Origin of the sequence: Pontibacter indicus (genome assembly GCF_900156345.1) — a bacterium.
In the GTDB taxonomy this organism is placed as follows: domain Bacteria; phylum Bacteroidota; class Bacteroidia; order Cytophagales; family Hymenobacteraceae; genus Pontibacter; species Pontibacter indicus.
Window position 1 is genome coordinate 354,792 of record NZ_FTPP01000003.1, and the last position, 23,427, is coordinate 378,218.

At 52.7% G+C, this 23,427-nt stretch carries 25 protein-coding genes; 17 read left to right on the plus strand and 8 right to left on the minus strand.

The features are described from left to right. Positions 1-92 precede the first annotated feature (92 nt). Positions 93-2,627, minus strand: a complete 2,535-nt coding sequence (locus B0B12_RS16270) for a PIG-L family deacetylase (RefSeq protein WP_076671019.1) — start codon at positions 2,625-2,627, stop codon at positions 93-95. Positions 2,628-3,034: 407 nt separating this feature from the next. Here B0B12_RS16270 and B0B12_RS16275 point away from each other — a divergent pair, with 407 nt between their 5' ends. The 4 genes from B0B12_RS16275 (at position 3,035) to B0B12_RS16290 (ending at position 5,158) form a co-directional block, all read left to right on the plus strand. Beyond that, the gene (locus tag B0B12_RS16275) at positions 3,035-3,718 is read left to right on the plus strand and encodes a hypothetical protein (RefSeq protein WP_076671021.1); all 684 of its coding nucleotides are present in this window, start codon (positions 3,035-3,037) and stop codon (positions 3,716-3,718) included. A 113-nt stretch (positions 3,719-3,831) separates the two neighbouring features. Beyond that, positions 3,832-4,206 carry a DUF3221 domain-containing protein gene (locus B0B12_RS16280; RefSeq protein ID WP_076671023.1) on the plus strand — a complete coding sequence of 125 codons (375 nt, stop codon included), beginning with the start codon at positions 3,832-3,834 and terminating at the stop codon, positions 4,204-4,206. 4 nt (positions 4,207-4,210) lie between these two features. Next, positions 4,211-4,573, plus strand: coding sequence for a Rieske (2Fe-2S) protein (locus tag B0B12_RS16285; protein WP_076671025.1), 363 nt, complete (start codon positions 4,211-4,213; stop codon positions 4,571-4,573). Between the two features lie 111 nt (positions 4,574-4,684). Next, positions 4,685-5,158, plus strand: coding sequence for a hypothetical protein (locus B0B12_RS16290; protein ID WP_244554740.1), 474 nt, complete (start codon positions 4,685-4,687; stop codon positions 5,156-5,158). Here the strand turns inward: B0B12_RS16290 and B0B12_RS16295 are convergent. Then, positions 5,155-5,358 carry a hypothetical protein gene (locus tag B0B12_RS16295; protein ID WP_076671027.1) on the minus strand — a complete coding sequence of 68 codons (204 nt, stop codon included), beginning with the start codon at positions 5,356-5,358 and terminating at the stop codon, positions 5,155-5,157. The genes B0B12_RS16290 and B0B12_RS16295 overlap by 4 nt on opposite strands. 340 nt (positions 5,359-5,698) lie before the next feature. On the opposite strand from B0B12_RS16295, the gene B0B12_RS16300 reads away from it, so the two are divergent. The 6 genes from B0B12_RS16300 to B0B12_RS16325 all read left to right on the plus strand — a co-directional run bounded on the left by B0B12_RS16300 (position 5,699) and on the right by B0B12_RS16325 (position 10,796). Then, positions 5,699-7,186, plus strand: coding sequence for an APC family permease (locus B0B12_RS16300; protein WP_076671029.1), 1,488 nt, complete (start codon positions 5,699-5,701; stop codon positions 7,184-7,186). A 155-nt stretch (positions 7,187-7,341) separates the two neighbouring features. After that, positions 7,342-8,277, plus strand: a complete 936-nt coding sequence (locus B0B12_RS16305) for an alpha/beta fold hydrolase (RefSeq protein ID WP_076671031.1) — start codon at positions 7,342-7,344, stop codon at positions 8,275-8,277. Positions 8,278-8,334: 57 nt separating this feature from the next. Then, a complete protein-coding gene (locus B0B12_RS16310; protein WP_076671033.1) occupies positions 8,335-8,988 on the plus strand; it encodes an alpha/beta hydrolase in 654 nt (217 codons plus the stop codon). After that, entirely contained in the window at positions 8,985-9,242 is a 258-nt protein-coding gene (locus B0B12_RS16315) for a hypothetical protein (protein ID WP_076671034.1), read from the plus strand. The genes B0B12_RS16310 and B0B12_RS16315 overlap by 4 nt, the downstream gene beginning before the upstream one ends. A gap of 2 nt (positions 9,243-9,244) precedes the next feature. Next, on the plus strand, positions 9,245-10,384 hold the full coding sequence (locus B0B12_RS16320) for an NAD(P)/FAD-dependent oxidoreductase (RefSeq protein ID WP_076671036.1): 1,140 nt from the start codon (positions 9,245-9,247) through the stop codon (positions 10,382-10,384). A gap of 19 nt (positions 10,385-10,403) precedes the next feature. Then, positions 10,404-10,796 (plus strand): hypothetical protein, encoded by a 393-nt coding sequence (locus B0B12_RS16325; RefSeq protein WP_076671038.1) that lies wholly within the window; start codon positions 10,404-10,406, stop codon positions 10,794-10,796. An 84-nt stretch (positions 10,797-10,880) separates the two neighbouring features. On the opposite strand, the gene B0B12_RS16330 is transcribed toward B0B12_RS16325, so the two are convergent. From B0B12_RS16330 to B0B12_RS16350, 4 genes are all read right to left on the minus strand, one after another. Further along, positions 10,881-11,102 carry a hypothetical protein gene (locus tag B0B12_RS16330; protein WP_076671040.1) on the minus strand — a complete coding sequence of 74 codons (222 nt, stop codon included), beginning with the start codon at positions 11,100-11,102 and terminating at the stop codon, positions 10,881-10,883. Positions 11,103-11,338: 236 nt separating this feature from the next. Beyond that, the gene (locus B0B12_RS16335) at positions 11,339-11,794 is read right to left on the minus strand and encodes a hypothetical protein (RefSeq protein ID WP_076671044.1); all 456 of its coding nucleotides are present in this window, start codon (positions 11,792-11,794) and stop codon (positions 11,339-11,341) included. A gap of 5 nt (positions 11,795-11,799) precedes the next feature. Further along, positions 11,800-13,467 (minus strand): dipeptidyl-peptidase 3 family protein, encoded by a 1,668-nt coding sequence (locus B0B12_RS16340; RefSeq protein ID WP_076671046.1) that lies wholly within the window; start codon positions 13,465-13,467, stop codon positions 11,800-11,802. Positions 13,468-14,210: 743 nt separating this feature from the next. Continuing rightward, positions 14,211-14,825, minus strand: a complete 615-nt coding sequence (locus B0B12_RS16350) for a deoxynucleoside kinase (RefSeq protein WP_076671348.1) — start codon at positions 14,823-14,825, stop codon at positions 14,211-14,213. Between the two features lie 93 nt (positions 14,826-14,918). Here B0B12_RS16350 and B0B12_RS20695 point away from each other — a divergent pair, with 93 nt between their 5' ends. Both B0B12_RS20695 and B0B12_RS20405 read left to right on the plus strand, forming a co-directional pair. Further along, entirely contained in the window at positions 14,919-15,047 is a 129-nt protein-coding gene (locus B0B12_RS20695; protein WP_280173754.1) for a hypothetical protein, read from the plus strand. Positions 15,048-15,077: 30 nt separating this feature from the next. After that, entirely contained in the window at positions 15,078-15,254 is a 177-nt protein-coding gene (locus B0B12_RS20405; protein ID WP_170871893.1) for a hypothetical protein, read from the plus strand. 172 nt (positions 15,255-15,426) lie between these two features. Here the strand turns inward: B0B12_RS20405 and B0B12_RS16355 are convergent, their stop codons facing one another. Continuing rightward, positions 15,427-16,059: a DUF6565 domain-containing protein gene (locus B0B12_RS16355; RefSeq protein ID WP_076671055.1), complete on the minus strand. Its 633-nt coding sequence runs from the start codon at positions 16,057-16,059 to the stop codon at positions 15,427-15,429. Between the two features lie 243 nt (positions 16,060-16,302). Between B0B12_RS16355 and B0B12_RS16360 the strand changes: the two genes are divergently transcribed. From B0B12_RS16360 to B0B12_RS16375, 4 genes are all read left to right on the plus strand, one after another. Then, a complete protein-coding gene (locus B0B12_RS16360) occupies positions 16,303-18,741 on the plus strand; it encodes a GAF domain-containing protein (RefSeq protein ID WP_076671056.1) in 2,439 nt (812 codons plus the stop codon). Positions 18,742-18,974: 233 nt separating this feature from the next. Then, positions 18,975-19,775, plus strand: coding sequence for a hypothetical protein (locus tag B0B12_RS16365; RefSeq protein ID WP_076671058.1), 801 nt, complete (start codon positions 18,975-18,977; stop codon positions 19,773-19,775). A gap of 142 nt (positions 19,776-19,917) precedes the next feature. Then, a complete protein-coding gene (locus B0B12_RS16370; protein WP_076671060.1) occupies positions 19,918-20,142 on the plus strand; it encodes a CDGSH iron-sulfur domain-containing protein in 225 nt (74 codons plus the stop codon). A gap of 33 nt (positions 20,143-20,175) precedes the next feature. Then, a complete protein-coding gene (locus tag B0B12_RS16375) occupies positions 20,176-20,598 on the plus strand; it encodes a putative signal transducing protein (protein WP_076671061.1) in 423 nt (140 codons plus the stop codon). Positions 20,599-20,651: 53 nt separating this feature from the next. Here the strand turns inward: B0B12_RS16375 and B0B12_RS16380 are convergent, their stop codons facing one another. Then, on the minus strand, positions 20,652-20,903 hold the full coding sequence (locus tag B0B12_RS16380; protein ID WP_076671063.1) for an acyl-CoA-binding protein: 252 nt from the start codon (positions 20,901-20,903) through the stop codon (positions 20,652-20,654). 128 nt (positions 20,904-21,031) lie between these two features. On the opposite strand from B0B12_RS16380, the gene B0B12_RS16385 reads away from it, so the two are divergent. Then, positions 21,032-23,233: a S9 family peptidase gene (locus B0B12_RS16385; protein WP_076671065.1), complete on the plus strand. Its 2,202-nt coding sequence runs from the start codon at positions 21,032-21,034 to the stop codon at positions 23,231-23,233. Positions 23,234-23,427 lie beyond the last annotated feature (194 nt).

Here is a 23,427-nt window from a genome sequence, read left to right on the forward strand (position 1 = left end):
TAAGCTATACCTGTGAGTGAGGAAAGCCCTTTGTCAAATCGTCTTTTGTCAGGTTATTTCCCTGATCAAAGAAGTGCTATGCGATACGTCTTTTACTTCGCCGTGCTCTCTGCGCTGCTGCCTTGTGCGCCACCATGCCCGTTTCCGAGGGAGATCAGGTTGGTGAAAATGCGGTAGGCACCCGGCACGCCGGCAGGCAGTTGTCGGAACCAGGAGTAGCCGGTATACACAAAGTGTCCTTTGCCATACTTGGCAATCAGCAGGCCGCCGTCACGGGCCGGTTCACCCGGGTCATTGCTCGACAAGATGGCCTCGAACTCCTTGCTCCACTCACTCGGGAAGTATAGGCCCCGCTCCTGTACCCAGCCTTCGAAATCTTTTTTGGTGATCTTGTTCGGGCTGTTCAACGCCTGATGCCCAGGCTTCAGGAAGCGCACCTCGGCATCTTCCACCGTCACCCGCTGGCTCGAAATCTTCATAGGGTATGGGGCAATGTTGTTCGTCTTGAGGCTGTGTCCGGTGTTATACTGCACGATCACGGTGCCGCCCTGCTGTACATAGTTGAGCAGCCGCGGCTGGTAAAAGTTCATGCGCTCTATTGTATTATATGCCCGTACCCCCAAGATCACCGCATCAAAGCGCTTCAGGTTCTGCTCTGTCATGTCTTCGTCTTTCAACAGCGTTACATTATACCCGATCTGCTGCAGACTGGCCGGTATGTCGTCGCCGGCCCCCATCAGGTAGGCGATCTGCTCTCCGTTGCGCTTCAGGTCGAGACGAACGGCTTTGGTCACCGCCTCCGGGAAAGTGGTCTGGGTTGGGATATGGCTGTACTGGATCACGTTGAGGCCGCGGGTATAAGGCTTACCAGAAACAGTGGCTACGGCTTTAAGCTCAACCTCCTGCTGCCCCTTCGGTGGGTGCACCATGAAGCGCACCAGCTGCTCTGCCCCATTTTGTTCCAGGTCGAAAGCTACCTCTGCCGGTTCCGCGCGCCAGCCTTTCGGCAGCTGCAGCGCCACGTTGCCTTTTATACCTGCTTTACCCGACTTCACAAGCACATGCACGGGTTTCGGCTCCTGCGACGCAAACATCAGCACTTTCTCCGAGATGTTCACAAACACTGGTGGCGTGATGGCCAACGGCCTGTACTGCTCACCATCCACCGGGTCGTTGCGCTTGTACACGACCGGGACGGTATATCGGATAGGCTCACCACTGATCAACAGGTCAAATTGCACGTTGGCGGCCGGTTGATTCTCAGGCGCCCCGATTTCCTGCAGGTCGTCTACCCGGAACAGGCCCAGCGTACCCTCCTGCCGTAGCCAGTAAGGTTGCGATAATTGCGCCGAGGCTGGGATCGGTAATTTAAAAGAGATCAATTGCGCCTCGTTCGGCGCGAGTTTTTTATTCAGGGCACTGTCGCCGGAAGCATAGCTGTGACGCATGCTTACTAATTGCACAGGTATAGTGGAGCGGTTGATGGCTTCCAGTTGCACATTCAGGCGCTCTCCCGGCGTTACGGCATAGTCTGTGGCCACTGCCTCCAGGTATAACCCTAGGCTGTGCTTCACCACCTGCTCCAGCTCCTCGGTTTTAAGGCGCTTCCAGTAGCTGTCGGGTAGCTTGGCCAGTTCTTTTCGGGCAGCCAGCAGGGTAGGCACAACAGCCGCTGGTTGCTCTGGTTTAAACTCCGTTATAGCCTGCTGCAGCAGGGCCGCAACTTTCTCGCTTCCCTTCACCCGGCTCCATGTGGTGTTGATGCCTTCAAACAGCTCTCCTTTGGCCCGCTCCCCTTTTGTATGCTCTAAATACTCGATGGTAACACCGCGCGTACCCGTGGCGCCAAAGCCCTGGCTCTTGTGCATGCTGCGGCTCAGCGCGGCAATTTCCGGGTACGACTTACCCAGCAGTGGATTGTAGCCACCCACATCTACCTTCAGCAGCTGCGAACCGTAATCTTCAAACTCTTTCTGGCTGCGGAACGACCACACGCCTGTATTCCAGAGCACCCGTTTGGCCTGCCATACCTGCACATGCTTGAGCTGCTCCGGAAAGCGCTTCGGGTCGGCGGCGGCCTCAAACGCCTCGTTCGCCAGCATGGCAGAGGCTGTGTGGTGGCCGTGGGTTTCCGATGGTTTCGGGGAGAAGCGTGTGATGATCACGTCTGGCCTGAACTTGCGGATCGCCCATACCACGTCGTGGAGCACCTTTTCCTTGTCCCAAATGGCAAAAGTCTCCTCCGGGTTTTTAGAAAAGCCAAAGTCGTTGGCGCGGGTAAAGAACTGCTGTCCTCCGTCGAGGCGACGGGCCTGCAGCAGTTCCTGAGTCCGGATGATGCCCAGTCCTTCGCGAATCTCCGGCCCGATCAGGTTTTGCCCGCCATCACCGCGGGTTACGGATAGATAGCCTGTATTGTAGAGTTTTTCGTTGGAAAGGTAGGCGATAAAACGGGTGTTCTCATCGTCGGGGTGCGCCGCTAAATATAGCGCCGTGCCCAGCACGCTCAGCTTTTTAATGTCCTGTAGCAGCTCTGCAGCATCGGGTTTGGCGGGTGCCTGCGCCTTCAGCGAACCACTGGTAAACAGCACCAGGATGGCAAATAGGAGGGAAAAACTTTTTTTCATGGTTTTAGTTAAAGAAGCGGTGAACGTGAGCGGTCTGCCGTGCCGTAAATCTAAAAAATTTGCGTTAGCCTCACCAGCTTTTCAGGTTTTACAAGACAGAAAGTCGTTCTAACCCGACATATAACAATGAGCACAAAACTTTTGTATTTAAAACGGCCGGAAGCCTGATAACTCGAAGCCAGAAGGTATAGAATAGTAATATGAACAGGCAGGACTTATCGAAGAAACATATACGCTAAAGTAAATTTTAAAAATAAATAATCTAATTACTAGCTTTATATTTAACCCTCGCTATATTTGTAAAAAAGTGGAAGACACTTGCCGCATCCTGCCTGAGGCTCGTCAGTTTAACTGGGTAGCCCCGACTATGAAACAAAGTATTTGAAGGCTACTAACAACTGACGCATATGGCAGAAAGCAGAATTGGAGACCAGGCCATCGAGTTCCTCGGATCCTACTATGCCAAACATGAAAAAAAATCTGGTTTATTGGTAAACAGACTGGTGGCCACCCACCAGGGCACCTTTGCAGACGCGCTGTTTGCTTACCAGAAACATGATAATTGCTTTTTTGCCGTCTCACTCAATACTTCTGCTTCCCACAAGCTTGCCCGACTGCTGAGCACCTATAAGAAAAACGGCTTGGGCAAAAGTCGCTACCTCACGGCTACTGCCATTTTTGGCACTGCAGCTTACCTTTGCTACCTCACCGGAAGCTGGCTCATCATGGCCTCCATCCCTGCCCTACTTGCTTTTATCGGCTTTCACTTGCATTCAAGATTGCGCAAACGCTACATTCAGCAGCAGTTGAAAGCGGCGGTAGACCAACTCAAGCAGCAGCCGGCCGACCACCAATGGCTGGGCATACGGGTGAGCAGCCTGTGCTGGCGTAGCAATGCCATGGCCGACTACCTCTCCAAGCTTTGCGAGCGAAAAGGGATCGGTCTGCTAACAGTGGGCAAACGCTCCCGCCTCACCCTACACCAGGAACCACGCCCGGCCACCTGCCGCCGCAGCGATTTCCTTTCCTATTATACCCAAGGCGACAGCCTGCGCAGAGAGCTGTCTGAGCAGTTCATGCGAGTAGCTTAATCAGAGCAAATAAAGTGCGGCTGAGCCACCACTAATCCGCTGCTGCATGCGTACAAAGGTCAAAAACCGGCCAGGCCCACACGGGCTGTCGGTAAGGCACGACTCTTACACGCATGAAAAAATACCTGAGCATACTTCCCCTGGCGGCTCTCCTCCTGGCTGGATGCCAGACACAGGACGGCTTTCAGATCCCCAGCACGCAGCCCGACATGCGGGGCAGCATCACGAACATCAAAAAAACCAACTCGAAGAAGAAAGAGGGCGTAGCCGTACTGCTCGTTGAATCGGTGGAGGGCCTGCAGACGGGTCACACCAAGGCGACATTGCGTATCGATGCCAAAACACACATCGAAAATGTGGAGGGAGCCACACTCCGGCTCGAGCACCTGCGTGAGGGGCAGTTGGTGGAGGCCTGGTTTGATGAGCAAGTCATGGAATCCTTTCCGGTACAGGTCCATGCCTCGGCCGTACGGGTGAGCAATTACTAAGCAGATGGAAAAGCAAGAGACGCGCTATACCTGGCACAAAGTATTTGATAGCGTAACCGAGGCCCGTGAGCAGGTGCCTCTGCGCAAACTGAAGCAATTGAAGCTAGATGGCCGGGCCATTTGCTTTGCCCATACCGCTTCCGGCTTTTTCGCCCTCGACGATACGTGCCCGCATCTGGGCTACTCCCTCAGCAAAGGCACGACCAATTACCTGGATGAAGTCATATGCCCCTGGCACAGCTACCGCTATAGCATGCGGGACGGGCGTGAATGCGAGTTTCGAACCCGAAAAGCAGCGTTTCACCGGGTAGAGGTAAGAGAAGAGGGTGTGTTCGTAGGAATCGAGCAGACAGCTGCTACTACCTGAAGCAGAGCCATTTACCCTTCCAGGAGGGTGCTCCACTCAAAACAGGGCGACTTTTGAGGGTGAGGTGTGCGAATTGTTTTACATTGAGGGGCATCTAACGACAGTACCCCTATGGCACCTGAAATGATCCGGCCTGAAACCAAGCCAACTGCACCAATTGTGCTGCGCCACATAATGGGCGAAGCGTACGTAACCATACAGCGCAAACAGGACTATATTGAAGCCAAGTGGCAGGGCCATATAACGGCCGACAATGTGGTTTGCGCAGCCCAGGCCTTTCTTGAACTGATCAGAAAAGAACCCTGCACGAAACTGCTCAACGACAAGTCGGAGGTGACTGGCGACTGGCAGGAGGCGAACGACTGGCTTCGGTTTGAGTGGCTGCCCCAGGTGCTCCAGGCAGGCCTGCGCTACATAGCGCACGTATACTCCTTCAGCATGTTCAGCAGGCTCGCTGCCCGGGAGCTTCAAGAGCGCATCTCGCCCCGACTCTCCATGAAAAACTTTAGTGTTCGGCACGAAGCCGAGGATTGGCTGCTGGAACAGGATGACGCTGCCGCCAGCCAGCGGGCTGCAACGGCTTAGCGCACGTTAGCAGCTACCGCATGAGGGGCAACAGGTGTGATCACGACAGTGTCGAGCAGCACAGTCATCACTGGTTTTTCTACTTCCATTTCAACGTGGCTGGCAATAGCGGCGTTGATTGGCTGTGTGTTTTTAGAAGCTGGTTGCATAGCAAGACCGAAGCAAGAAACAGTGGCGGCGATTACGAATAATACTTTCATGGCTTTATTTTTAAATGGTTATCAATTATTTACTGTGACAAAGTTATTCTATAGTACTTTGTTATGCAAGGTACTGTTGCTTAATTTACTACTGTTTTATACCAAGTGACTAAAATTGTCCGTGAAACACCTGAAAAACCAGACGAACGGCTACACTCTTATAGAGCCAAAAAAGGCAAACTATACCAGGTATAGTGCTATATATTTAAATAGGTATAAGCTTAATCACAGATAATGCGCGGCGTTTGCCATTTCCCCGGGAATTAGCCTTAATTTTGCCCTTCAGCTTTAGCCGATTTTAAGGGCTTATAGCTATCCAGAAAGGTATAAAATAGCTTTTATGCAGCATACAGAAGAAGTAAAGCGCGTACAGCAGGAAGAACAACAAAGCGGATTCAAGCGGGAGATCACGCTTTTTGATGCGATCATGATCGTGACTGGCGGCATGATCGGCTCGGGCATTTTTATCGTGACGGCCGATATATCCAGAGCAGTGGTAAGTCCGGGCAACATGCTGCTGGTGTGGGTGCTATCGGGCTTCCTGACCATGGTGGGCGCCATCAGCTACGGCGAGCTCTCCTCCATGTTCCCGAAAGTGGGCGGGCAGTACGTCTACCTGAAAGAGGCCTATAATAAGATGGTAGCCTTCCTGTATGGCTGGACGCTGTTTCTTGTGATCCAGACGGGTGTAATCGCGGCGGTGGGGGTCGCCTTTGCGCGTTTCACGGGAGTGCTTATACCTTGGTTCAGCGAGAGCAACGTGCTGTTTTCTGTAGGCAGCTTTAATTTCACCTCTGTGCAGCTGCTGGCCATCGCCAGCATCCTATACCTGACCTATATCAATTCGCGCGGCGTGAAAAGCGGCAAAATGATTCAGAACATCTTTGGTAGCACCAAGCTCATCGCCCTTTTCGGCCTGATTCTGTTCGGTCTGCTCTTTGGCATCAACGATACGGCAGTGCAGGCCAATTTCTCTGACTTCTGGGGGGCTGCAGCAGCCGCCTCTGGTGCCAGCGAGGCGCCTCCGGTAGGGATGGCGCTGATCACTGCCATCGGCATTGCCATGGTGGGTGCTTTGTTTTCGGCCGACTCCTGGAACAACATTGGCTTCTCGGGTGACGAAATCGTGAACCCGAAGCGCACCATCGTGCTCAGCATGGTGATTGGCAGCGCGATTGTGATGGGCTTATACCTGATCATTAACCTCGTATACCTGCTCGTGCTGCCAATCAACGGCGACCCGAACGCAACCGATGTGATCGGCCAGGGCATCAAGTACGCCTCCAACGACCGCGTGGCAACAGCGGTGGCAGAAGTGATCGGCGGCTACCCGGCCACCGTGGGCATCGCCATCCTGATCATGATCTCTACCTTTGGCTGTAACAACGGCGCCATTCTATCCGGCGCGCGGGTATACTATGCCATTGCCAAAGACGGTTTGTTTTTCGAAAGAATGGGCCGCCTGAATAAAAACGGCGTACCGGCTGCGGCACTGTGGCTGCAGTGCCTCTGGGCCTGTCTGCTTTGCCTCTCCGGCACGTACAACGACCTGCTCGACTACGTAATCTTTGCCGTGATGCTCTTTTATATCCTCACCATCATCGGGGTGTTTGTGCTGCGCGTGCGTCGCCCGGACCTGAAACGTCCGTACAAGGCGTTCGGCTACCCGGTACTGCCTGCACTCTACGTGCTGCTTGCCTCAGGCATCTGTATCATCCTGCTGATCTACAAACCAGTCTATACCTGGCCGGGCCTGATCATTGTGGCGCTGGGTATACCGGTTTATTATTTCTTCGGAAGCAAGTTCAAGCAGTCGTCCGACTTGTAAGAGTTTCGCTCTGGAACAGGAAAGCAGTCTGTCAGGTATGGCAGGCTGCTTTTTTGTTTGCGATCATCTTTTGGAATGAAAAACCGGAGTAGGCGCGCAACAACTCAGCTAACAATTTCATACTTTAGTACAAGAGACAAAACATCCCCAAAGCCATGCGTTTCAAGCTTAAGTATGCAGCACTGGCCGTTCCGCTTGCTGTTGTGCTGATGATCAGGGCGGATATACCTGCCGAAGAGGTGAAAGCAAGGTATACGAATGAATCCTCCCGGTTTATGAACATAGCCGGCGCCAACCTGCATTACCGCGACGAGGGACAGGGCATGCCGATCATTCTGCTGCATGGCACGGCCGCCTCGCTCCATACCTGGGACGGCTGGTCTGCGGAACTCAGCAAGCAGTACCGGGTGCTGCGGCTCGACCTACCCGGCTTCGGCCTGACGGGACCCAATGCCTCCGGCGCCTACTCCATCAACTATTACCGCGACCTGCTCCTGCAGTTTATGGACAGCCTGGATATTGAGCAAGCGCATATAGGAGGCAGCTCGCTGGGCGGGCAGATCGCCTACGACTTTGCCGCCACGCATCCGGAGCGGGTGCAGAAGCTGATCCTGGTCTCTCCCACCGGCGTCACCAATGCCAACGACAAAAGCATCACGCTGCCTTTCCGGATGGCCCAGACGCCCTTGCTCAAACACTCCATGAAATATTTAACGCCCCGCTTTATTGTAGCCCAGAGTCTGCGGGAGGTATACGGCGATGATACCAAACTGAAACCGGAAACCATCAGCCTGAGCCACGATTTGCTGCTGCGCGAGGGCAACCGCAGCGCCCTGATCGACCGCCTCAACACGGTGGACGGCGACAACCTGCACAAGCTGGCAAAGGTGCAGGCTCCTACCCTGATCCTATGGGGTGAAGCCGACGCCTGGGTGCCGGTTGCGGATGCCAGCCGCTTTGAGAAAGGTATAAGAAGAGCTCAACTGAAACGCTATGCAGGTGCCGGCCATATTCCAATGGAGGAGCGGGCAGAGGAGACGGTGCAGGACGTGCTGTCATTCCTGCGCCAAGACGTGGCCCTGCTCGATTAGCAGAAAAGCCGTAGCTTTGCTGCCCCACACGGCTAATGGCCGTAATTGCAAAGCTATATGAGCACCGTTTATTTTATCAGCGGCCTCGGAGCGGACGAGCGCATGTTCCAGTTTCTGCACATCAAATGCAAAAACAAGGTATACGTGCGCTGGATTCAACCCCACGAAGACGAGCCGCTCCATGATTATGCGGTGCGACTAGCCGAGCAGATTACCGAACCTAATCCGGTACTGGTGGGTATGTCCTTTGGCGGCGTGGTGGCCATAGAGCTTTCCAAATTCCTGAACCCACGCAAAACAATCCTGATCTCGAGCATCGCCAGCAGCAAGATCCTGCCCTGGTACTACCGGCTGATGGGTTTCCTGCGCCTGCACCGTGTTATACCTGTGTCCTGGCTCAAACGATTCCATTTTGTGGGTCCGATGCTGTTCGGAGCCAGCACCAAAGCCGAGAAAGTGCTTCTCAAGCAAGTGATCCTCGAAACTGACCCAACTTTCTTGCGTTGGGCCATCGGACAGCTGCTCAACTGGCACCAACCCGATCACTATGAAAATTGCGTGATGATTCACGGCACCGCCGACCGCATCCTGCCGATGGGCACTTACCCGGGCATCATCAAAGTAAAAAGAGCCGGCCACCTGATGGTTTTGAGCCATGCTTCCGAGATTAGTGCTATCTTGGATAAGATTTTAGAAGATTGCGAAACATGACAGCAGATAAAAAGAAATTCATCATCAAAACACCGGACGGCCGTACAGCTGACCTCACCAATGCGACTACGCTACGAAGCAACAACCTCTACCCTTTCGGCCGCCACAACTACTCGATTTATGAAAGCCCGGAAGGCGTTTTTGTGCGTGGCTACAACAGCGGTGAGCGCGAAATTATGCTGACCGGCTTTGAGATAATAGACGAGGCAACGGCCCGCAACTACAGGCATACCTATACCCGCGAAGACGAGTAGCCATGGAGTTGAGCTTCTGGGAAAAGGAATCGTATTTCAGCCACGTAGATGTGCTCATCGTGGGCAGCGGCATTGTGGGCCTGAACGCGGCGCTATACCTGAAAATGCAGCAGCCTACCCTGAAAGTGATGGTGGTGGAGCGCGGCTTGCTGCCCACTGGGGCCAGCACCCGCAACGCCGGCTTCGCCTGCTTCGGCAGTCCCTCCGAGCTGCTCGACGACCTGAGCCTCCACAGTGAGGAAGAGGTTTTTGCGCTGGTGGAGCGCCGCTGGCGCGGACTGCAGCGCCTGCGCCAGAACCTTGGTGACCAGGCCATCGACTTTCACCGCTGGGGCGGCTATGAATTGTTTGAAGAAAGCCAGCAGCCGCTTTACGAAGCCTGTCTGGAGCAAATGCCCTACCTGAACGAGCAGCTGCAGCAGGTAACGGGTGAGCAGGACATTTACCGTTTGGCCGACCACAAGATCAGCGCGTTCGGTTTTAAGCAGGTTGCCCACCTGATCGAGAGCACCGCCGAAGGCCAGATCGACACGGGAAAGATGATCCTAGCGCTTACGCAGAAGGTACAGGGCCTGGGTGTGATCGTACTGAACGGGCTGGAGATTGAAAGTCTGCAGGAAGAAAGCACAGGTATAACCGCCCTCACCAAACAAGGCATTGCTATACCTGCCCGTGCGGCCCTGGTAGCGACGAATGGTTTTGCCCGCCAACTGCTGCCGCAGCTGCAGGTGGTGCCTGCCCGGGCACAGGTGCTCATCACCAAACCTATACCTGACCTGCGGTTCAAAGGCACCTTCCACTACGACAAGGGCTTCTACTACTTCCGCAACATCGGCAACCGCGTGCTGTTCGGCGGCGGCCGCAACCTCGACTTCAAAACCGAGGAAACGACTGAAATGGGCCTGACGGAATTGGTGCAAAACAAACTTGACGAGCTGCTGCGCGAAGTCATTCTGCCCGGTATACCTTACGAAGTGGAGCAGCGATGGAGCGGCATCATGGGTGTAGGTCCTGGCAAAACGACCATTGTGCAACCGGTATCGGAGCATGTGTGCTGTGCCGTGCGCATGGGTGGTATGGGAGTGGCCATCGGTTCGCTGGTGGGTGAAGAGGGAGCCTCCTTGATTTTAGAAAGACTTTAATGAAACAGCGCCAAGCCGAATGAAAATAGCCGTCGTCACCAATACTACTTATAAAATAACCTTGTTAGCCTGGGTAATATTAAACATAGTGGCGGGGCTCTTTATGCTTGTTTTAGACTTTGACCTGGTCACCTTGTCAAGCCTAGTTATCAATGGATATATTCTTTTTTCTTACTCTACTAAAAGCATCCATCTGAAGCGAGCTATAAAAGTAGGAGCCATTGTTTTATTAGCAGCTTCACTCCTTATGCTCTTACCAGTGCTTTCATTAGGGCTGCGCTACGGTATGGGTATGATCTGGGCATTTATTCCGCCACTGACGATCATGCCTTTGGCTGGTTTCTATTTGTATAAAGGATGTAATAAGCATATTCAGCTAATAGAGGTTGAAGGAAAATCCATGCAGGTATAGCAAGCAACTTCTTCTAAATGAGTACAAACAAAAAAGGTAAACCTGCTCGGGTTTACCTTTTTCAATTTCTATCGTCAGTGCGACTTACATTCGAATCCATTGAGTTGGGGTGGTTTGGTTAGGGATCATCAGGTTTCGGGCGGCTTCTCGTTCCGCTCTGTAGAATGCCTGATACTCTTCTTCGCTCATTTCCTCGCGAAGGGCAATGTGAAACTTGGCCAGTTCAGGGTATAGTTTGTTGCGTTCCTGGCGCTCCTGGGGACTGTCTCTGTTAAAATCGTAGAATGATTTTACAAAATTTTTCATGATTAATTATTTGATTTAAAGTGAGTTGGAGAACAGTTTTACTCCCATGCCACTTATAAAGTTGTCTATATTTGAAGGCAATTTTCCACAATCTACCCTCAGCGCCTGCAAACCCACAAAAGCTTACCAAAAGACGCCATAATGAAAAAGGCCCCGCCGGTTGGCAGGGCCTTATCTTTAGGCATTCAAATATTTAGCAGCTTAAACCTAAGGAAATTAATCCAAAAAATGACCTGCTACTGCCCGAGGTGCCTTAGGTAAAGCCCGGTGGCCACCAGCAGCAGCCTGGTCAGCTCCGGAATGTCCCGGGCAATGGTAATCTGACCGCTTGACATGCTAAAGCTACCTTGCTCAAAGCGCATCAACGAATTGCCAGCTTCGTCCAACAGCTCCCGGGTACTGTCCAGCGACTTGCCCTGAAACGTGAATTGCTCGCCTGTTACCAGGGTAGTTGTGGTCTTTCCAAAGCCTGAGGTCTTGCTCATGCCAATCACTTCATCTTTGAAATGGATGGTAACGTCATGCTGGAGCCAGCCTTGCCTCTGAAAGTACAGGTTAATGCGCTCCGAGCTGAAATCGGCGTCGTTGCTGGTCCAGCCCCTGAAGGCGAGCTCACCAACCTGCCCATTTTCGTCACTTACGGTATACCGCCGGGTGGTCAGGTCCTGCTGTTTCCAGTGCAGTAGTGCCATACCTGTTACTTGAGGCCAAGCACGTCCACGCCCTGCTCAAACACCACGTCCACCGGAATGTTGGCTTTGCTCAGGCGGTCGAGGTCGGACTGCAGTTCGGCACTGATCTGGCCGTCTTCATTCAGCAATCTGCCAACGCCAGCATAGTCACCATTGCCCTGCAGTGTCAGAATCAGCTCCGACAGTTTGTTCATGGCCTCCCCCATTTTGGCGTAGTTCACGCGGTACTTGCCGGTCTGCGCGTCGCGCTCGAAGGCCCCGTTTTCTTTAAAGAAGTTGAAGCGCACCATGTTGGCCTTGCCGTGTGCACTGGCCGCACCAAAGCGTACTGAGCGGAAAATACCTGCCATGAACGTGGTATAGTAGTCTTCGAGACTGCCGCTCACTTCACCTTTCTTATGCAATTGCGTGATCATGTAGAGGCCCAGGATGTCGGCCTTGCCTTCTTCCAACGCCGAAGCGTGCTCTTTTAAAGCCTCACGCACGGTACCTTTGCCGTTGATAGTGTTTTTGATGCCCAAACCGTGCGCCACTTCGTGGAACATGGTGTTGGCAAAGAAGGCATCGAAGGTGATGTGCTGCTTCTGGTCATCGGCGATCAGCTCGTCCGCAATCGGCAGCATGATCTTATCGAACTTGGCCTGCATGGCGTTTTTGAGCTGCAGTCGGCGGGTGCCTTTCTTCAGCTGCACCTCCTCATCGTTGGGCAGGTTAATGGCAATGGTCTTGCTGCCCGCGTTGCAGTCGCCGGCGTAGTACACCACGTCGTAGGCGTTCAGGTCGGAGTCCGTGCCCGGCGTCTCTTTTTTGTAATTGGCTGGCACCGGCAGACCGCGTTGCAGTTCTGGCAGGAAGGCCGCATACTTCTCGAGTCGCTTGCTCCAGTCCATGTCCTTGATCAGCACATAAGCTTCGTGGGCCGCTTTATAACCAAACACTTTGTCCTCGTAAGTCTCGATCGGGCCGATCACCACGTCGATGCGGTTGTTCTTCATGTCCATCCAGGCCAGGTCGCTGGGCTGGTAGTTGTCGTTGAGCAGGGCGTCAGCACGTAGGCTCAGGTACTTCTTCAGGCCCGGCTCATCCGCCAGGTTGGCCGCCTGACGCAGCAGATCAGACGCCCGCTTCACCTGCTCTTTGAACTGCACATGGTAAGGCACCGTGATCAGCTGCCCCTTGTCGTCGCGGCGCAGGAAGGTATACTGGCTAGCTTTGTCTTTCAAGGTTGATTTTTCGAACTCCTCCTTCGTCATGTCATGCGGGTAGAAGTTGGCCGCATCGGGCTTGGGGCCCACGCCCGGTATAAACGGTTCGTTGTTATTGAGTCTGTCCCAGGGACCGTAATTGATCATCACGAACTGGCGGGCGGCATCGTCGGTCAGGGCACTCAACAAAGAGTCTTTTTTGCCATAAGCCTCATACCAGAACAGCTCATCCATGATGTTGCTGGCCTCGATCAGCAGCGGAATCATCTGCCGCTCCTTGTCGCTTAGTCCACTCAGGTCTGTCGTCAGGCGCACGGTCGTGTACATACCGAGCTTTTGCTGCAGGTCGTTGGTGGTGGCTTCGGTCTGCTCGGTGTTGGTGGTTTGCGCCTCGTTGGTTGTGTTTCCGGTGCAGGCAGCGGTCATGGCAGCTACAGCCGAGGCTAGTATGAGATGGCGTGATTTCATGTAGGTATAAGGTTAGTTTTATTTTTCTGGGGTAAAGGACGATGACTCAAAGGTGCAAGCCGCAAATGGCAGCGAAATGCTTACCAGGCAGCTTGCTGGTTTAAGTATAAATATAAATATCAAAGATTACAAAAGGTTGATTAGCAATGGCAGCACTCGCTGCGTTTTACCCGGGATTCATGTGCTTTATAGGTCAGGAAAACAGGCTACTTTAAAAAAGCTCTAAATTCCTTGCCTGCAGATAGTGCAATACCTATAGTTACCCCAACTGCTTAAGCATATAAGCATACTTCAAATAATACAATATCACAATCATTAAAAAGAAACATTATTATAAATAATATAACTTTGTTAATTGCAAAGAGGTACCTCTTCTCAAATGATATGATATGCTAACACTTCTACAGCCCAAAAGCCCCAAAACTAAGTATAGAAAAAAGGCAACCGCCCAGGTTCTCAAGCAACTGACTCAGTCGGATCCCTATCTCGAGGATAAGAAATTCAGGCGGCGCATTGAATGGGGCGCAATTGGTGTGTCAGTTGTGATCTTCAAGCTGAAATTTTTTTTATTCGGAGGCGCGGACTGGCTGGCAGGTTTCATCTACTGATAGCATTCGCTCATCTGGCAACTTCAGGTATAGGGAGGCGAGTCCTATGCCTTGTCAACTGACGGGCAAAAAGAAAAAGCCGCTGCACCTTGCGGCGACAGCGGCTTATACCTTAGGCGATGTTTTCGACCAGCGTTAAAACAGGCCAAACAATTCCCCGTTGATTCTCTCAATAATGCTCCCCAGATCCTCCGGGTTCGCCACGAAGTCCATGTTGTTCACATCGATCACCAGCAATTTACCCTGGTCGTAGCTGCTCATCCAAGTGTTGTAATGCTCGTTGAGGTTGCGCAGGTAATTGATGCTGATGTTGTTCTCGTACTCGCGGTTACGCTTCTCGATTTGCCCGATCAGTTTCGGCAGGTCGGCCTTCAGATAGATCATCAGGTCGGGTGCTTTTACCATGCTGATCATGGACTGGAACAGCGCAAAGTAGTTCTCGTAATCGCGCGTGCTCATCAACCCGGAGTCGTGTAGGTTCTTGGCGAAAATATAAGCGTCTTCGTAAATGGTGCGGTCCTGGATCACGTGCCCGTCCTTAGCCTGGATCTGCTGCACCTGTCCGAAGCGGCTGTTTAGGAAGTAGACTTGCAGGTGAAAAGCCCAACGCTCCATGTCCTCATAAAAATCCTTCAGGTAAGGGTTATTCTCGACTGCCTCCAGGTATAGCTCCCACTTAAAATGCTGGGAAAGTTTGGTGGCCAGGGTAGTTTTGCCGGCGCCAATGTTGCCGACGATCGCAATGTGCATGGTAATGGTATAATGGGTGAAGAAAACCGGCTGCAAATTAAAGCTTTTTTTCGTGCCTGCCTGTCTCAATCCCTGAAACTTACCAACGCGGTTATGCACATCGCAAAGCCGGTATACCTGCACATCCCTATACCTAAAGGATATGCGTGTACAGGTATAGCACTTCAGTTAAACCTTCATCCTGCTTCGGGGGCCATCAACCCATCCGGATGGGCTTCGTAAACTCAAGACGAAACCAAACTTAAAAAAGCTATGACAAAGGGACACAACCAGGACAAGAACAAGTCGCAGCAACAGCCTGAGGCGAAAAAGAAAGGTGGCCAGGAAGGAAACCGCAGCCTGAGCGACCAGCAGCAGGACAAGAGCCCGAACCAGGGACGCAACAAAGGCGATCAGTCGGGTGGAACCAAGGGCCAGAATGCTATTTAGATCAAAGACAATAGATTGTTTGCCAAAGGACTATTTGACACAGGAAAAACGGGTTAGACGCATTCAGGAACTGATGTTACCGGGGATCAACCCTGGCACACCTCAACCCTAAGAAGCGCAACCGTCCTTAGTCAAGTAGTCCTTTGTCACTAAGTCCAGGTACACACTCGGATTACCGTTGCTCGCGCATCTGGTTATACCTGTCTTTGGCGTCGCGGCTTTTGCGCAGAGTATTGAACTCTACTTGCAAGGCCGCTACTTTCATTTTATCGCTGTTGGTCATTTGGCTGAGCACCTGTTGCTTACGGTCGTTGAGCTGCAGGTATACGTGCTCGGCATAGTCCCAATCGCGCAGGCTCCAATCGGTGCGTTGCGCCCGCACGTTTTCCATGAACCGCACAAAGGTGCCGCGTAACTGGCTTGCCTTGAGCTGCCCGATCTTGTTAGTGCCGGCCAGACGGCGCTCCCAGTTAGCAGCCGTCTCGCGGCTGAGGGGCTGACCATAGCGCTCTTCATGTTCCGCCTCCCACTCCTGGTACTGGTTCTTCAGCTGACCATATTCCTGTTTTGAGGCTTCGTTCATTTGGCTGCTGCTGCGGTCCAGATTTTGGGTACGAGTTCTGAACTCCTGCTTCACGGCGGGCCATTCAGCCCTTGTTATGCTATCGCCCTGACTGACTCTTTTGTTCATCCAATTGCGGAAATCCTCCAGGTCCTGCTCCAGCTTGGTTTTGGTCTGGGCTTGCGCGTTCAACGTGCTCAGGCCCATCAACAACAGCAGGGCGGAAACAAATAGCTTCTTCATAGGTTGGTCTTAATTAAATGTCGGAATACTCTTTTAACACAGCTCCCCTAGTAAATATTATGCCAGAATATTTTGTTGGCACTATATTTTTAAGCTAGCTGCCTTTTCCTGCACCCGCTATAACACACCGCCCGCTATCTTTTTACGGTTGCTTACGTTTAAAGCAGTGGTAGGCATTTCGCCTGCCTTGCACCTGGGATTGTACCACACACGTTCTTCCCCCATCAAACCAAATAAACTTCTATGCGCAAAACAAGGGACAACTTCCACGAAACTGTTGTTTCTATACCTAACCGGGACGAGATCATCCTGAGCGCCGAGCGGTTTCCGTTCAAGGCGACCCTCAGTCTGTCACCGCTGGTGTCTTACTGGGAAAACAAGATCAAGACAGACCCGAACTGCAATTTGGCCCGTGTAAACGAGCTGGCCGATCTGCTGCGCCAAAACCCCGAGCTGTTGGAGCCTATCGAAGATGTATCGCTCATCAACAAGTACATCGATACGGTTGATATTCTGATGGAGGACATTTTTCCGAGTGCCCTTTGGGAGAACGATCTGCGTGCCACTGTGCTGCCCTTTCACTTCGACAGCTTCTACGCTACGCCGCGCCTCGAGGAGCTGAACTTGCTGGGGGGCGGTGACTATACCCAAAAACTCAACCTCGACCTTAAGACGCTGCTTTTCCGGCAGACGCTCTCAGCCTATACCCTGATCCTGGAGAAGTTCTACAATGCCAATTTCTTCGTGGACGAACCCTTTATCTTCAGCATCAAAGACAAGTTCACCAAACTGGACCGGCACTACAAGCTGATCATCGATCTGAAGTTCATGAAAGTGAAGGCCAAGGGCCCGATCAAGAAACTGAGCACGCAGGAAATCAACTTTCTGATCAACCGCTACAACGACCTGGATCTGTGGATGCAGAAAATTCCGCCGGAGAACTTTGAGTTCAGCGGCTTTGCCATCTACGACTTCACGGACGTGACCAACGAGGCGACCATCTCATCGCTGCGCTACGACCTGCTCGACCAGGATGCTGTGACCACACCGGAGGGCTTTGAAAGTCTGCAGCAGAAATTGCGCGTGCTGTTTGGACTGCCTGGACTGCGGCTCGGACTGGCTTCCCTGCCCGCCCTGCATGAGTTCGACAATAACTTTACCCGCAAAACTTGGAACGGGCTGGTACTTCAAAAAGACTCCCATGTCAAATTGGAGGACCTGACTGAATCCATCTACGCGCCTGTGCTCATCAAGGGCAACACCATTATAGTAGACGACCTGGAGCAACTCGACGAGCCCAACCGACTCGAACAGGAGCTGATCAGGTCCGGCGTACGCAACCTGATCATCGCACCGCTTCAGTACGAAGGCAAACTGATCGGGATGCTGGAGTTGGCCTCGCCTATACCTGGCGAACTGAATGCACTGTCCACCATCAAGCTCAAGGAGATATTGCCGCTCTTTGCGCTGGCGCTTAACCGCATGCTGGACGAGTTGCGCAGCAGCATTCAGAACATCATCAAGGAGAAGTACACGGCCATTCACCCGATCGTGGAGTGGCGCTTCACACAGGCCGCCATCAACCTCCTCGACAAGATGGAGCGCCAGGTGCCGGCCGAGATCGAGCCGATCGTGTTCCGCGACATTTATCCACTCTACGGGGTGTCAGACATCCGCAGCTCGGCTTCGGAGCGCATCAAGGCCATACAAGGTGACCTGCTCGAGCAGCTGGTACTGGCCAAAGAAGTGATTCTGGCCGCCAAAGACGAACTGCCACTTACCATCCTGGACGAGTTGATCTTCAAGATAGACAAGTACTCGCAGAGCATCGTGCAGGAGCTGGGCTCGGGCGACGAGGCGGTGGTGCTGGAGTTTCTGCGCAGCGAGATCGAACCGCTCTTCAATCACTTTTCTCATAAGTACCCGTCCACCACAAAGGCCATCGAGGCTTACCGCAAAGCCATCAATAACCCCAATGGGGTGGTGTATAACAAACGGAGAGCGTACGAAGAGAGCCTATACCTGATCAACGACACCATTTCGAGCTTCCTGGACCGGGAGGAGGAAAAGGCGCAGCAGATCTTTCCGCACTATTTCGAGAAGTATAAGACCGACGGGCTGGAGTATAACATCTACATCGGGTCCTCGCTCCTGAGCAGCGGCCACTTTGAGGAGCTATACCTTAAAAACATGCGCCTGTGGCAACTGATGCTCACCTGCGAGATTGCCCGCCGCATACACAAACTGCGCGCGAACCTGAAACTACCGCTCGAGATCACACAGCTGATTCTGGTGCACAACAACCCGATCTGCATCCGCTTCCGCCTAGACGAGAAGAAATTTGACGTGGAGGGCGCCGACAACATCCGCTACGAGATCATCAAGAAGCGAATAGACAAGGCAACGCTGCGCGGCACGGGCGAGCGCCTCACCCAGCCCGGCAAGGTGGCCATTGTGTACACGCAGCCGCGCGAGGCACAGGAGTACCGGCGCTACATCGACTTTTTACAGTCAGAGGGTTACATTGAGGACGAGGTTGAGGACCTGGAGATCGAAGAATTACAAGGAGTACAGGGGCTGAAGGCGCTCCGCATTTCGATCAATTTCCAGGAACAGCTGCGCCATGATATTGATGCGGGCGACGAGTTGCTGCAGATCGCCCAAGAGGCCTCACTCAACTAAAATTGCACTTTTATGCAAACAGAAACTTTTTTAACGAGCGGAATCAATTCACAAAAATGTATAAATCAGGAGTTTACACACAATAAACTGTTGTAAAATTCTGCCAACCGGGCAACCTGCTGTAATTTTCTCTACATCGGTGCAATTATTTTGTCCAAAAGGGCGTTTTACCTGAGACTGCCGGGGAAGCGCCCCAGCGGTTTATTTATTTTCACTTTTCAACTTTTAGCCAAATGAAATTGAAAAACCGTTTTTTACCCGCCATGCTTGTGTTTGGCGTGGTAGCCCTTTCGTCTTGCGAGAAAAACGACAGCGAGTCCGCAGAGCCTACTTTTGACCGTGGCAGCCTGTCACACATTACACTGGACTCCACCGAGGTTACTTCTTACAAAGTGGTGGGCAAGCAGCTCAACCAGGTGAACCATTACAACCCGGAAACCGGAGAAGTGGAGAGCCTCGACAAGTATGAGCGTGACAACAAGGGGCGCCTGATCAAGGGCTCAACCTACGCCGGCAAAAGCCAGGCACTTGTTACAGAACACCACTATACCTATGGCGATAAAGGTGAGCTGAGCAAATCGGTATCCACTTACTTTACAGGTGGCAAGCCTGAGTACCAGACCTACTCTACTTACTCTTATGACGCTGCCAACAAACTGAGCAAGAAGTCGGTTTACGAAGGCACGGAGGAGAAAGGCAAACTGAAGTCTTTCATTACCTATGAAGTAATGCCGAACGGCAACTTCGCGCAGGAGAAGCAGTTCGTGATCGACGGATCAGGAGAAGCCAAGCTTTACGCGACGACCACAAACTCATACGATTCGAACCCGAACCCGCTGCATGCTTTTGCAGAGCCGGGCTCGGCCAGCAGCCCGAACAACCTGGTGCGCTCTTCTATGGCAGTGCACAACAGCCAGAAGACCTTCACGCGTTCTTACTCTTACAAGTACGACGACAGCGGTCACCCGATCAGCCAGACGGTGACACTGCCTAACGGCAAGTCGCAGACATTCAACTACGTGTACAGCAACTAATGCCCGCACGCAGCTAGCACCACAGCCCCCGGCCGTTCACGTCCGGGGGCTGTGGTGTTTTTGGCCTTTTCCCGGCATCGGATGTCGGCTGGTAATTTTGCTTCAAAAAAGCTATATTTGTTATTGCACTAAACACATGACAATGGCGAAGACAAAAATTACGGTGAACAGCAATGGTTCGCTGCGAGTAGAGGGTGAGTTTGAGATCGTGGACAAGCACGGCAATGTGTACGGGCTCGGTGGCCGCGAACTGGTTTCGATCTGCCGTTGCGGCATGTCCAAGAACAAACCATTTTGTGATGGCTCACACAAGGGGCACTTCGAGCACGATGCCGAGGCCTTCGACCTGCCTCCTAAAAAACAATAAACCCATCCTGACCTAACACCACCTGTACAATTTATGGCAGAGCGCCTCGTCACCGTTGCCACTTTCAACCAGCCTACGGAAGCCCATATTCTGAAAGGCCGCCTCGAAGCGGAGGGAATTCTGTGTTTTCTGGGGGACGAGCAGATCATTGCAGCCCAGCCCCTGTACTCACTGGCAGTGGGCGGCGTGAAGCTGCAGGTAACGGAGGGTGATGTGGAAGAGGCTCTGGAGCTGCTGTCCCGCATCGAGCGCGGCACCAGCGAGTACATCCTCGACGACAACATTGAGCTGGCGCCTCCCACACAGGTATACCGGGACACCGAGACCTGCCCGATCTGTGAGTCAAAGAACGTGACGGAACGCGGGTTTTTCGGAGGAGTACTAGGTATAGCGCTGCCTTTCATCAGCAAACGTTTCGGGTGCCACGACTGCAGCTATACCTGGAAAGAAAACTAAAAAAGCGCCCCTCGGGGCGCTTTTTTTATACCTGTTGTTTATAGAAGTTAAACTTACTTCAGACTGTTTACCAACTGCACGTACTGTGCGCGGGCATCTTCCGGGCTTGTTCCCTGCAGGCTTTTCCAGGCATCCCACTTGGCAATGTTCTTGAAATCGAAGCCGCCCGGGCGCTCTGTGTTCACGTCGCCTTCCGTGGCCTGCTTATAAAGGCTGTATAGTTGCAGCAAAATGTTATTCGACGGACGCTCGGTCAGTTCCTTCGACTGGGCCACTGCCTGCTCAAATTCTTCTTGTGTTGCCATAGGGTGTCAGATTAGTTGTTTTTTAATGATGACAAGGTATAAAAAAATGCGCTGCATGCATAACTTTTATTTAAGATAAAATCTAGAAATTTTCCTTATTTTTATATTCTGTTTAAAAGACACGGACTATGAAAAAAACGCATAACAGCACGACGGCTCCGGCCCTGTTGCTATCGGCCTGCCTGCTGGCGGGCACAGCCTGCAGCACCACGCAGCAAGCCACCACCGAAACGGCCACCGCCGGACAAACCACTGACACCACCGCAGTCAAAGAGACGAACCTGCCGCAGCCACCTGTTGCCGCTAAGAAACCAAAAGAGCTCACAGCACACGGCCATACCCGCGTCGACAATTACTACTGGATGAACGAGCGCGAAAATCCGGAAGTGATTGCCTACCTGAACGCCGAGAATGCCTATACCAAGCAGGTGATGGCCGATACCGAAGCGCTGCAGGAAAAGCTTTTCAACGAGATTGTGGGTCGCATCAAGCAAACTGACGAGTCGGTGCCTTACAAGAAGAACGGTTACTTCTACTATACCCGTTTCGAGGCCGGCAAAGAATACCCGATCTACGCCCGCAAAAAAGGAAGCCTGGAGGCCAAAGAGGAAATCATGATCAACGCCAACGAGCGCGCCGAGGGCAAGAGTTACTACGCAGCCGCCGGCATGAACGTGAGTCCGAACAACCAGCTGCTAGCTTTTGGCGAAGACACCGTCAGCCGCCGCCAGTATACCTTGCGCTTCAAAAACCTGCAAACCGGCGAACTGCTGCCTGACCGTATACCTAACACGACGGGCGGAGCGGTATGGGCCAATGACAACAAGACCGTTTTCTATACCATGAAGGACCCGGCCTTGCGCTCTTTCAAGATCTTCCGCCATACCTTGGGCACCCCTGCCTCGCAGGACAAAGAGGTATACCACGAGGCCGACGAAACCTTCAGCACCTTTGTGTATAAGACCAAATCGGAGAAGTACATCATCATCGGCTCCAGCAGCACACTCTCCCAAGAGTACCGTTTCGTGGATGCCGCCAACCCAACCGCCACGCCTAAGGTTATTCAAGCCCGTGAGCGCGGACTGGAGTACAGCGTCGACCACTTTGGGGACAGCTTTTACATCCGCACAAACAAAGACGGCGCGACCAACTTTAAGCTGATGAAAACGCCGGTGGGCAAAACTGCCAAGCAGAACTGGAAGGAAGTGATTCCGCACCGCGCTGATACTTACCTGGAAAACACAGAGATTTTCAAAGACTACCTGGTGTTGGAAGAGCGTAAAAATGGCCTGACAGAATTGCGCGTGAAAAAGTGGAACGATCCGAAGACCGACTACTACGTGGACTTCGGAGAAGAAGCCTATACCGCCGGTATCAGCATCAACCCAGACTTCGACAGCAAAGTGCTGCGTTATGTCTACAGTTCCCTCACCACACCAAGCTCCACGTTCGACTATAACATGGAAACCAAGCAGAAAACGCTGTTGAAAGAACAGGAAGTGGTGGGCGATTTTGACAAGAACAACTACGAAGCCAAGCGCATTTACGCCACCGCCAAGGACGGCAACAAAATTCCGGTATCGCTGGTGTACCGCAAAGGCCTAAAGCTCGACGGCAACAACCCAACCTTGCAGTACGCTTACGGTTCCTATGGCATTAGCATGAACCCGGGTTTTAGCTCCGTGCGCCTCAGCCTGCTCGACCGCGGCTTTGTGTACGCCATTGCCCACATCCGGGGTGGTCAGGAAATGGGCCGCCAGTGGTATGAGGACGGTAAACTGATGAAGAAAAAGAACACCTTCACGGACTTTATTGATGTATCCGAGTACCTGATTCAGCAGGGCTATACCAATCCGGACAAGTTGTTCGCACAGGGTGGTAGCGCTGGTGGCCTGTTGATTGGTGCTGTTGCCAACATGCGCCCCGATCTGTACAAAGGCATGCACGCCGCCGTGCCGTTTGTGGATGTGGTCACCACCATGCTCGACACCAGCATCCCGCTGACCACCGGCGAGTTTGACGAGTGGGGCAACCCGGCCAACAAAGACGCCTACGACTACATGCTCTCCTACTCGCCTTACGACAACGTAGAGGCCAAAGACTACCCGAACATGCTCGTTACCACCGGTCTGCACGACTCGCAGGTACAATACTTCGAGCCTGCCAAATGGGTGGCCAAACTGCGTGAGTTGAAGACCGACGACAACCTGCTGCTCTTCCAGACCAACATGGAAGCCGGACACGGCGGCGCCTCTGGCCGCTTCCAGCCTTACCGAGAGACAGCGCTGCAGTACGCTTTCTTTTTGAAGCTGGCGGGGATAAAGGAGTAATGATTAATGAAGAATGATTAATTAATAGAAGTAGTCTTCATTGTACTCTAAAAAGCGGAAGCCGGCTGCCAAATGATTTGGTAGCCGGCTTCCGCTTTTTAACTCTATACTGTCATTTCGACCTGGGGGCAGGGGGCCCTCTATTCGGGAGAAATCTGAATCGGCGCTCCGGTTTTGTAAAAATCCAGATCTCT

Bases quoted from the DNA above. Each gene is read 5' to 3' on its own strand.
- B0B12_RS16270 (WP_076671019.1), bottom strand. From the start codon at position 2,627: ATGAAAAAAAGTTTTTCCCTCCTATTTGCCATCCTGGTGCTGTTTACC.
- B0B12_RS16275 (WP_076671021.1), top strand. From the start codon at position 3,035: ATGGCAGAAAGCAGAATTGGAGACCAGGCCATCGAGTTCCTCGGATCC.
- B0B12_RS16280 (WP_076671023.1), top strand. From the start codon at position 3,832: ATGAAAAAATACCTGAGCATACTTCCCCTGGCGGCTCTCCTCCTGGCT.
- B0B12_RS16285 (WP_076671025.1), top strand. From the start codon at position 4,211: ATGGAAAAGCAAGAGACGCGCTATACCTGGCACAAAGTATTTGATAGC.
- B0B12_RS16290 (WP_244554740.1), top strand. From the start codon at position 4,685: ATGGCACCTGAAATGATCCGGCCTGAAACCAAGCCAACTGCACCAATT.
- B0B12_RS16295 (WP_076671027.1), bottom strand. From the start codon at position 5,358: ATGAAAGTATTATTCGTAATCGCCGCCACTGTTTCTTGCTTCGGTCTT.
- B0B12_RS16300 (WP_076671029.1), top strand. From the start codon at position 5,699: ATGCAGCATACAGAAGAAGTAAAGCGCGTACAGCAGGAAGAACAACAA.
- B0B12_RS16305 (WP_076671031.1), top strand. From the start codon at position 7,342: ATGCGTTTCAAGCTTAAGTATGCAGCACTGGCCGTTCCGCTTGCTGTT.
- B0B12_RS16310 (WP_076671033.1), top strand. From the start codon at position 8,335: ATGAGCACCGTTTATTTTATCAGCGGCCTCGGAGCGGACGAGCGCATG.
- B0B12_RS16315 (WP_076671034.1), top strand. From the start codon at position 8,985: ATGACAGCAGATAAAAAGAAATTCATCATCAAAACACCGGACGGCCGT.
- B0B12_RS16320 (WP_076671036.1), top strand. From the start codon at position 9,245: ATGGAGTTGAGCTTCTGGGAAAAGGAATCGTATTTCAGCCACGTAGAT.
- B0B12_RS16325 (WP_076671038.1), top strand. From the start codon at position 10,404: ATGAAAATAGCCGTCGTCACCAATACTACTTATAAAATAACCTTGTTA.
- B0B12_RS16330 (WP_076671040.1), bottom strand. From the start codon at position 11,102: ATGAAAAATTTTGTAAAATCATTCTACGATTTTAACAGAGACAGTCCC.
- B0B12_RS16335 (WP_076671044.1), bottom strand. From the start codon at position 11,794: ATGGCACTACTGCACTGGAAACAGCAGGACCTGACCACCCGGCGGTAT.
- B0B12_RS16340 (WP_076671046.1), bottom strand. From the start codon at position 13,467: ATGAAATCACGCCATCTCATACTAGCCTCGGCTGTAGCTGCCATGACC.
- B0B12_RS16350 (WP_076671348.1), bottom strand. From the start codon at position 14,825: ATGCACATTGCGATCGTCGGCAACATTGGCGCCGGCAAAACTACCCTG.
- B0B12_RS20695 (WP_280173754.1), top strand. From the start codon at position 14,919: ATGCACATCGCAAAGCCGGTATACCTGCACATCCCTATACCTAAAGGA.
- B0B12_RS20405 (WP_170871893.1), top strand. From the start codon at position 15,078: ATGACAAAGGGACACAACCAGGACAAGAACAAGTCGCAGCAACAGCCT.
- B0B12_RS16355 (WP_076671055.1), bottom strand. From the start codon at position 16,059: ATGAAGAAGCTATTTGTTTCCGCCCTGCTGTTGTTGATGGGCCTGAGC.
- B0B12_RS16360 (WP_076671056.1), top strand. From the start codon at position 16,303: ATGCGCAAAACAAGGGACAACTTCCACGAAACTGTTGTTTCTATACCT.
- B0B12_RS16365 (WP_076671058.1), top strand. From the start codon at position 18,975: ATGAAATTGAAAAACCGTTTTTTACCCGCCATGCTTGTGTTTGGCGTG.
- B0B12_RS16370 (WP_076671060.1), top strand. From the start codon at position 19,918: ATGGCGAAGACAAAAATTACGGTGAACAGCAATGGTTCGCTGCGAGTA.
- B0B12_RS16375 (WP_076671061.1), top strand. From the start codon at position 20,176: ATGGCAGAGCGCCTCGTCACCGTTGCCACTTTCAACCAGCCTACGGAA.
- B0B12_RS16380 (WP_076671063.1), bottom strand. From the start codon at position 20,903: ATGGCAACACAAGAAGAATTTGAGCAGGCAGTGGCCCAGTCGAAGGAA.
- B0B12_RS16385 (WP_076671065.1), top strand. From the start codon at position 21,032: ATGAAAAAAACGCATAACAGCACGACGGCTCCGGCCCTGTTGCTATCG.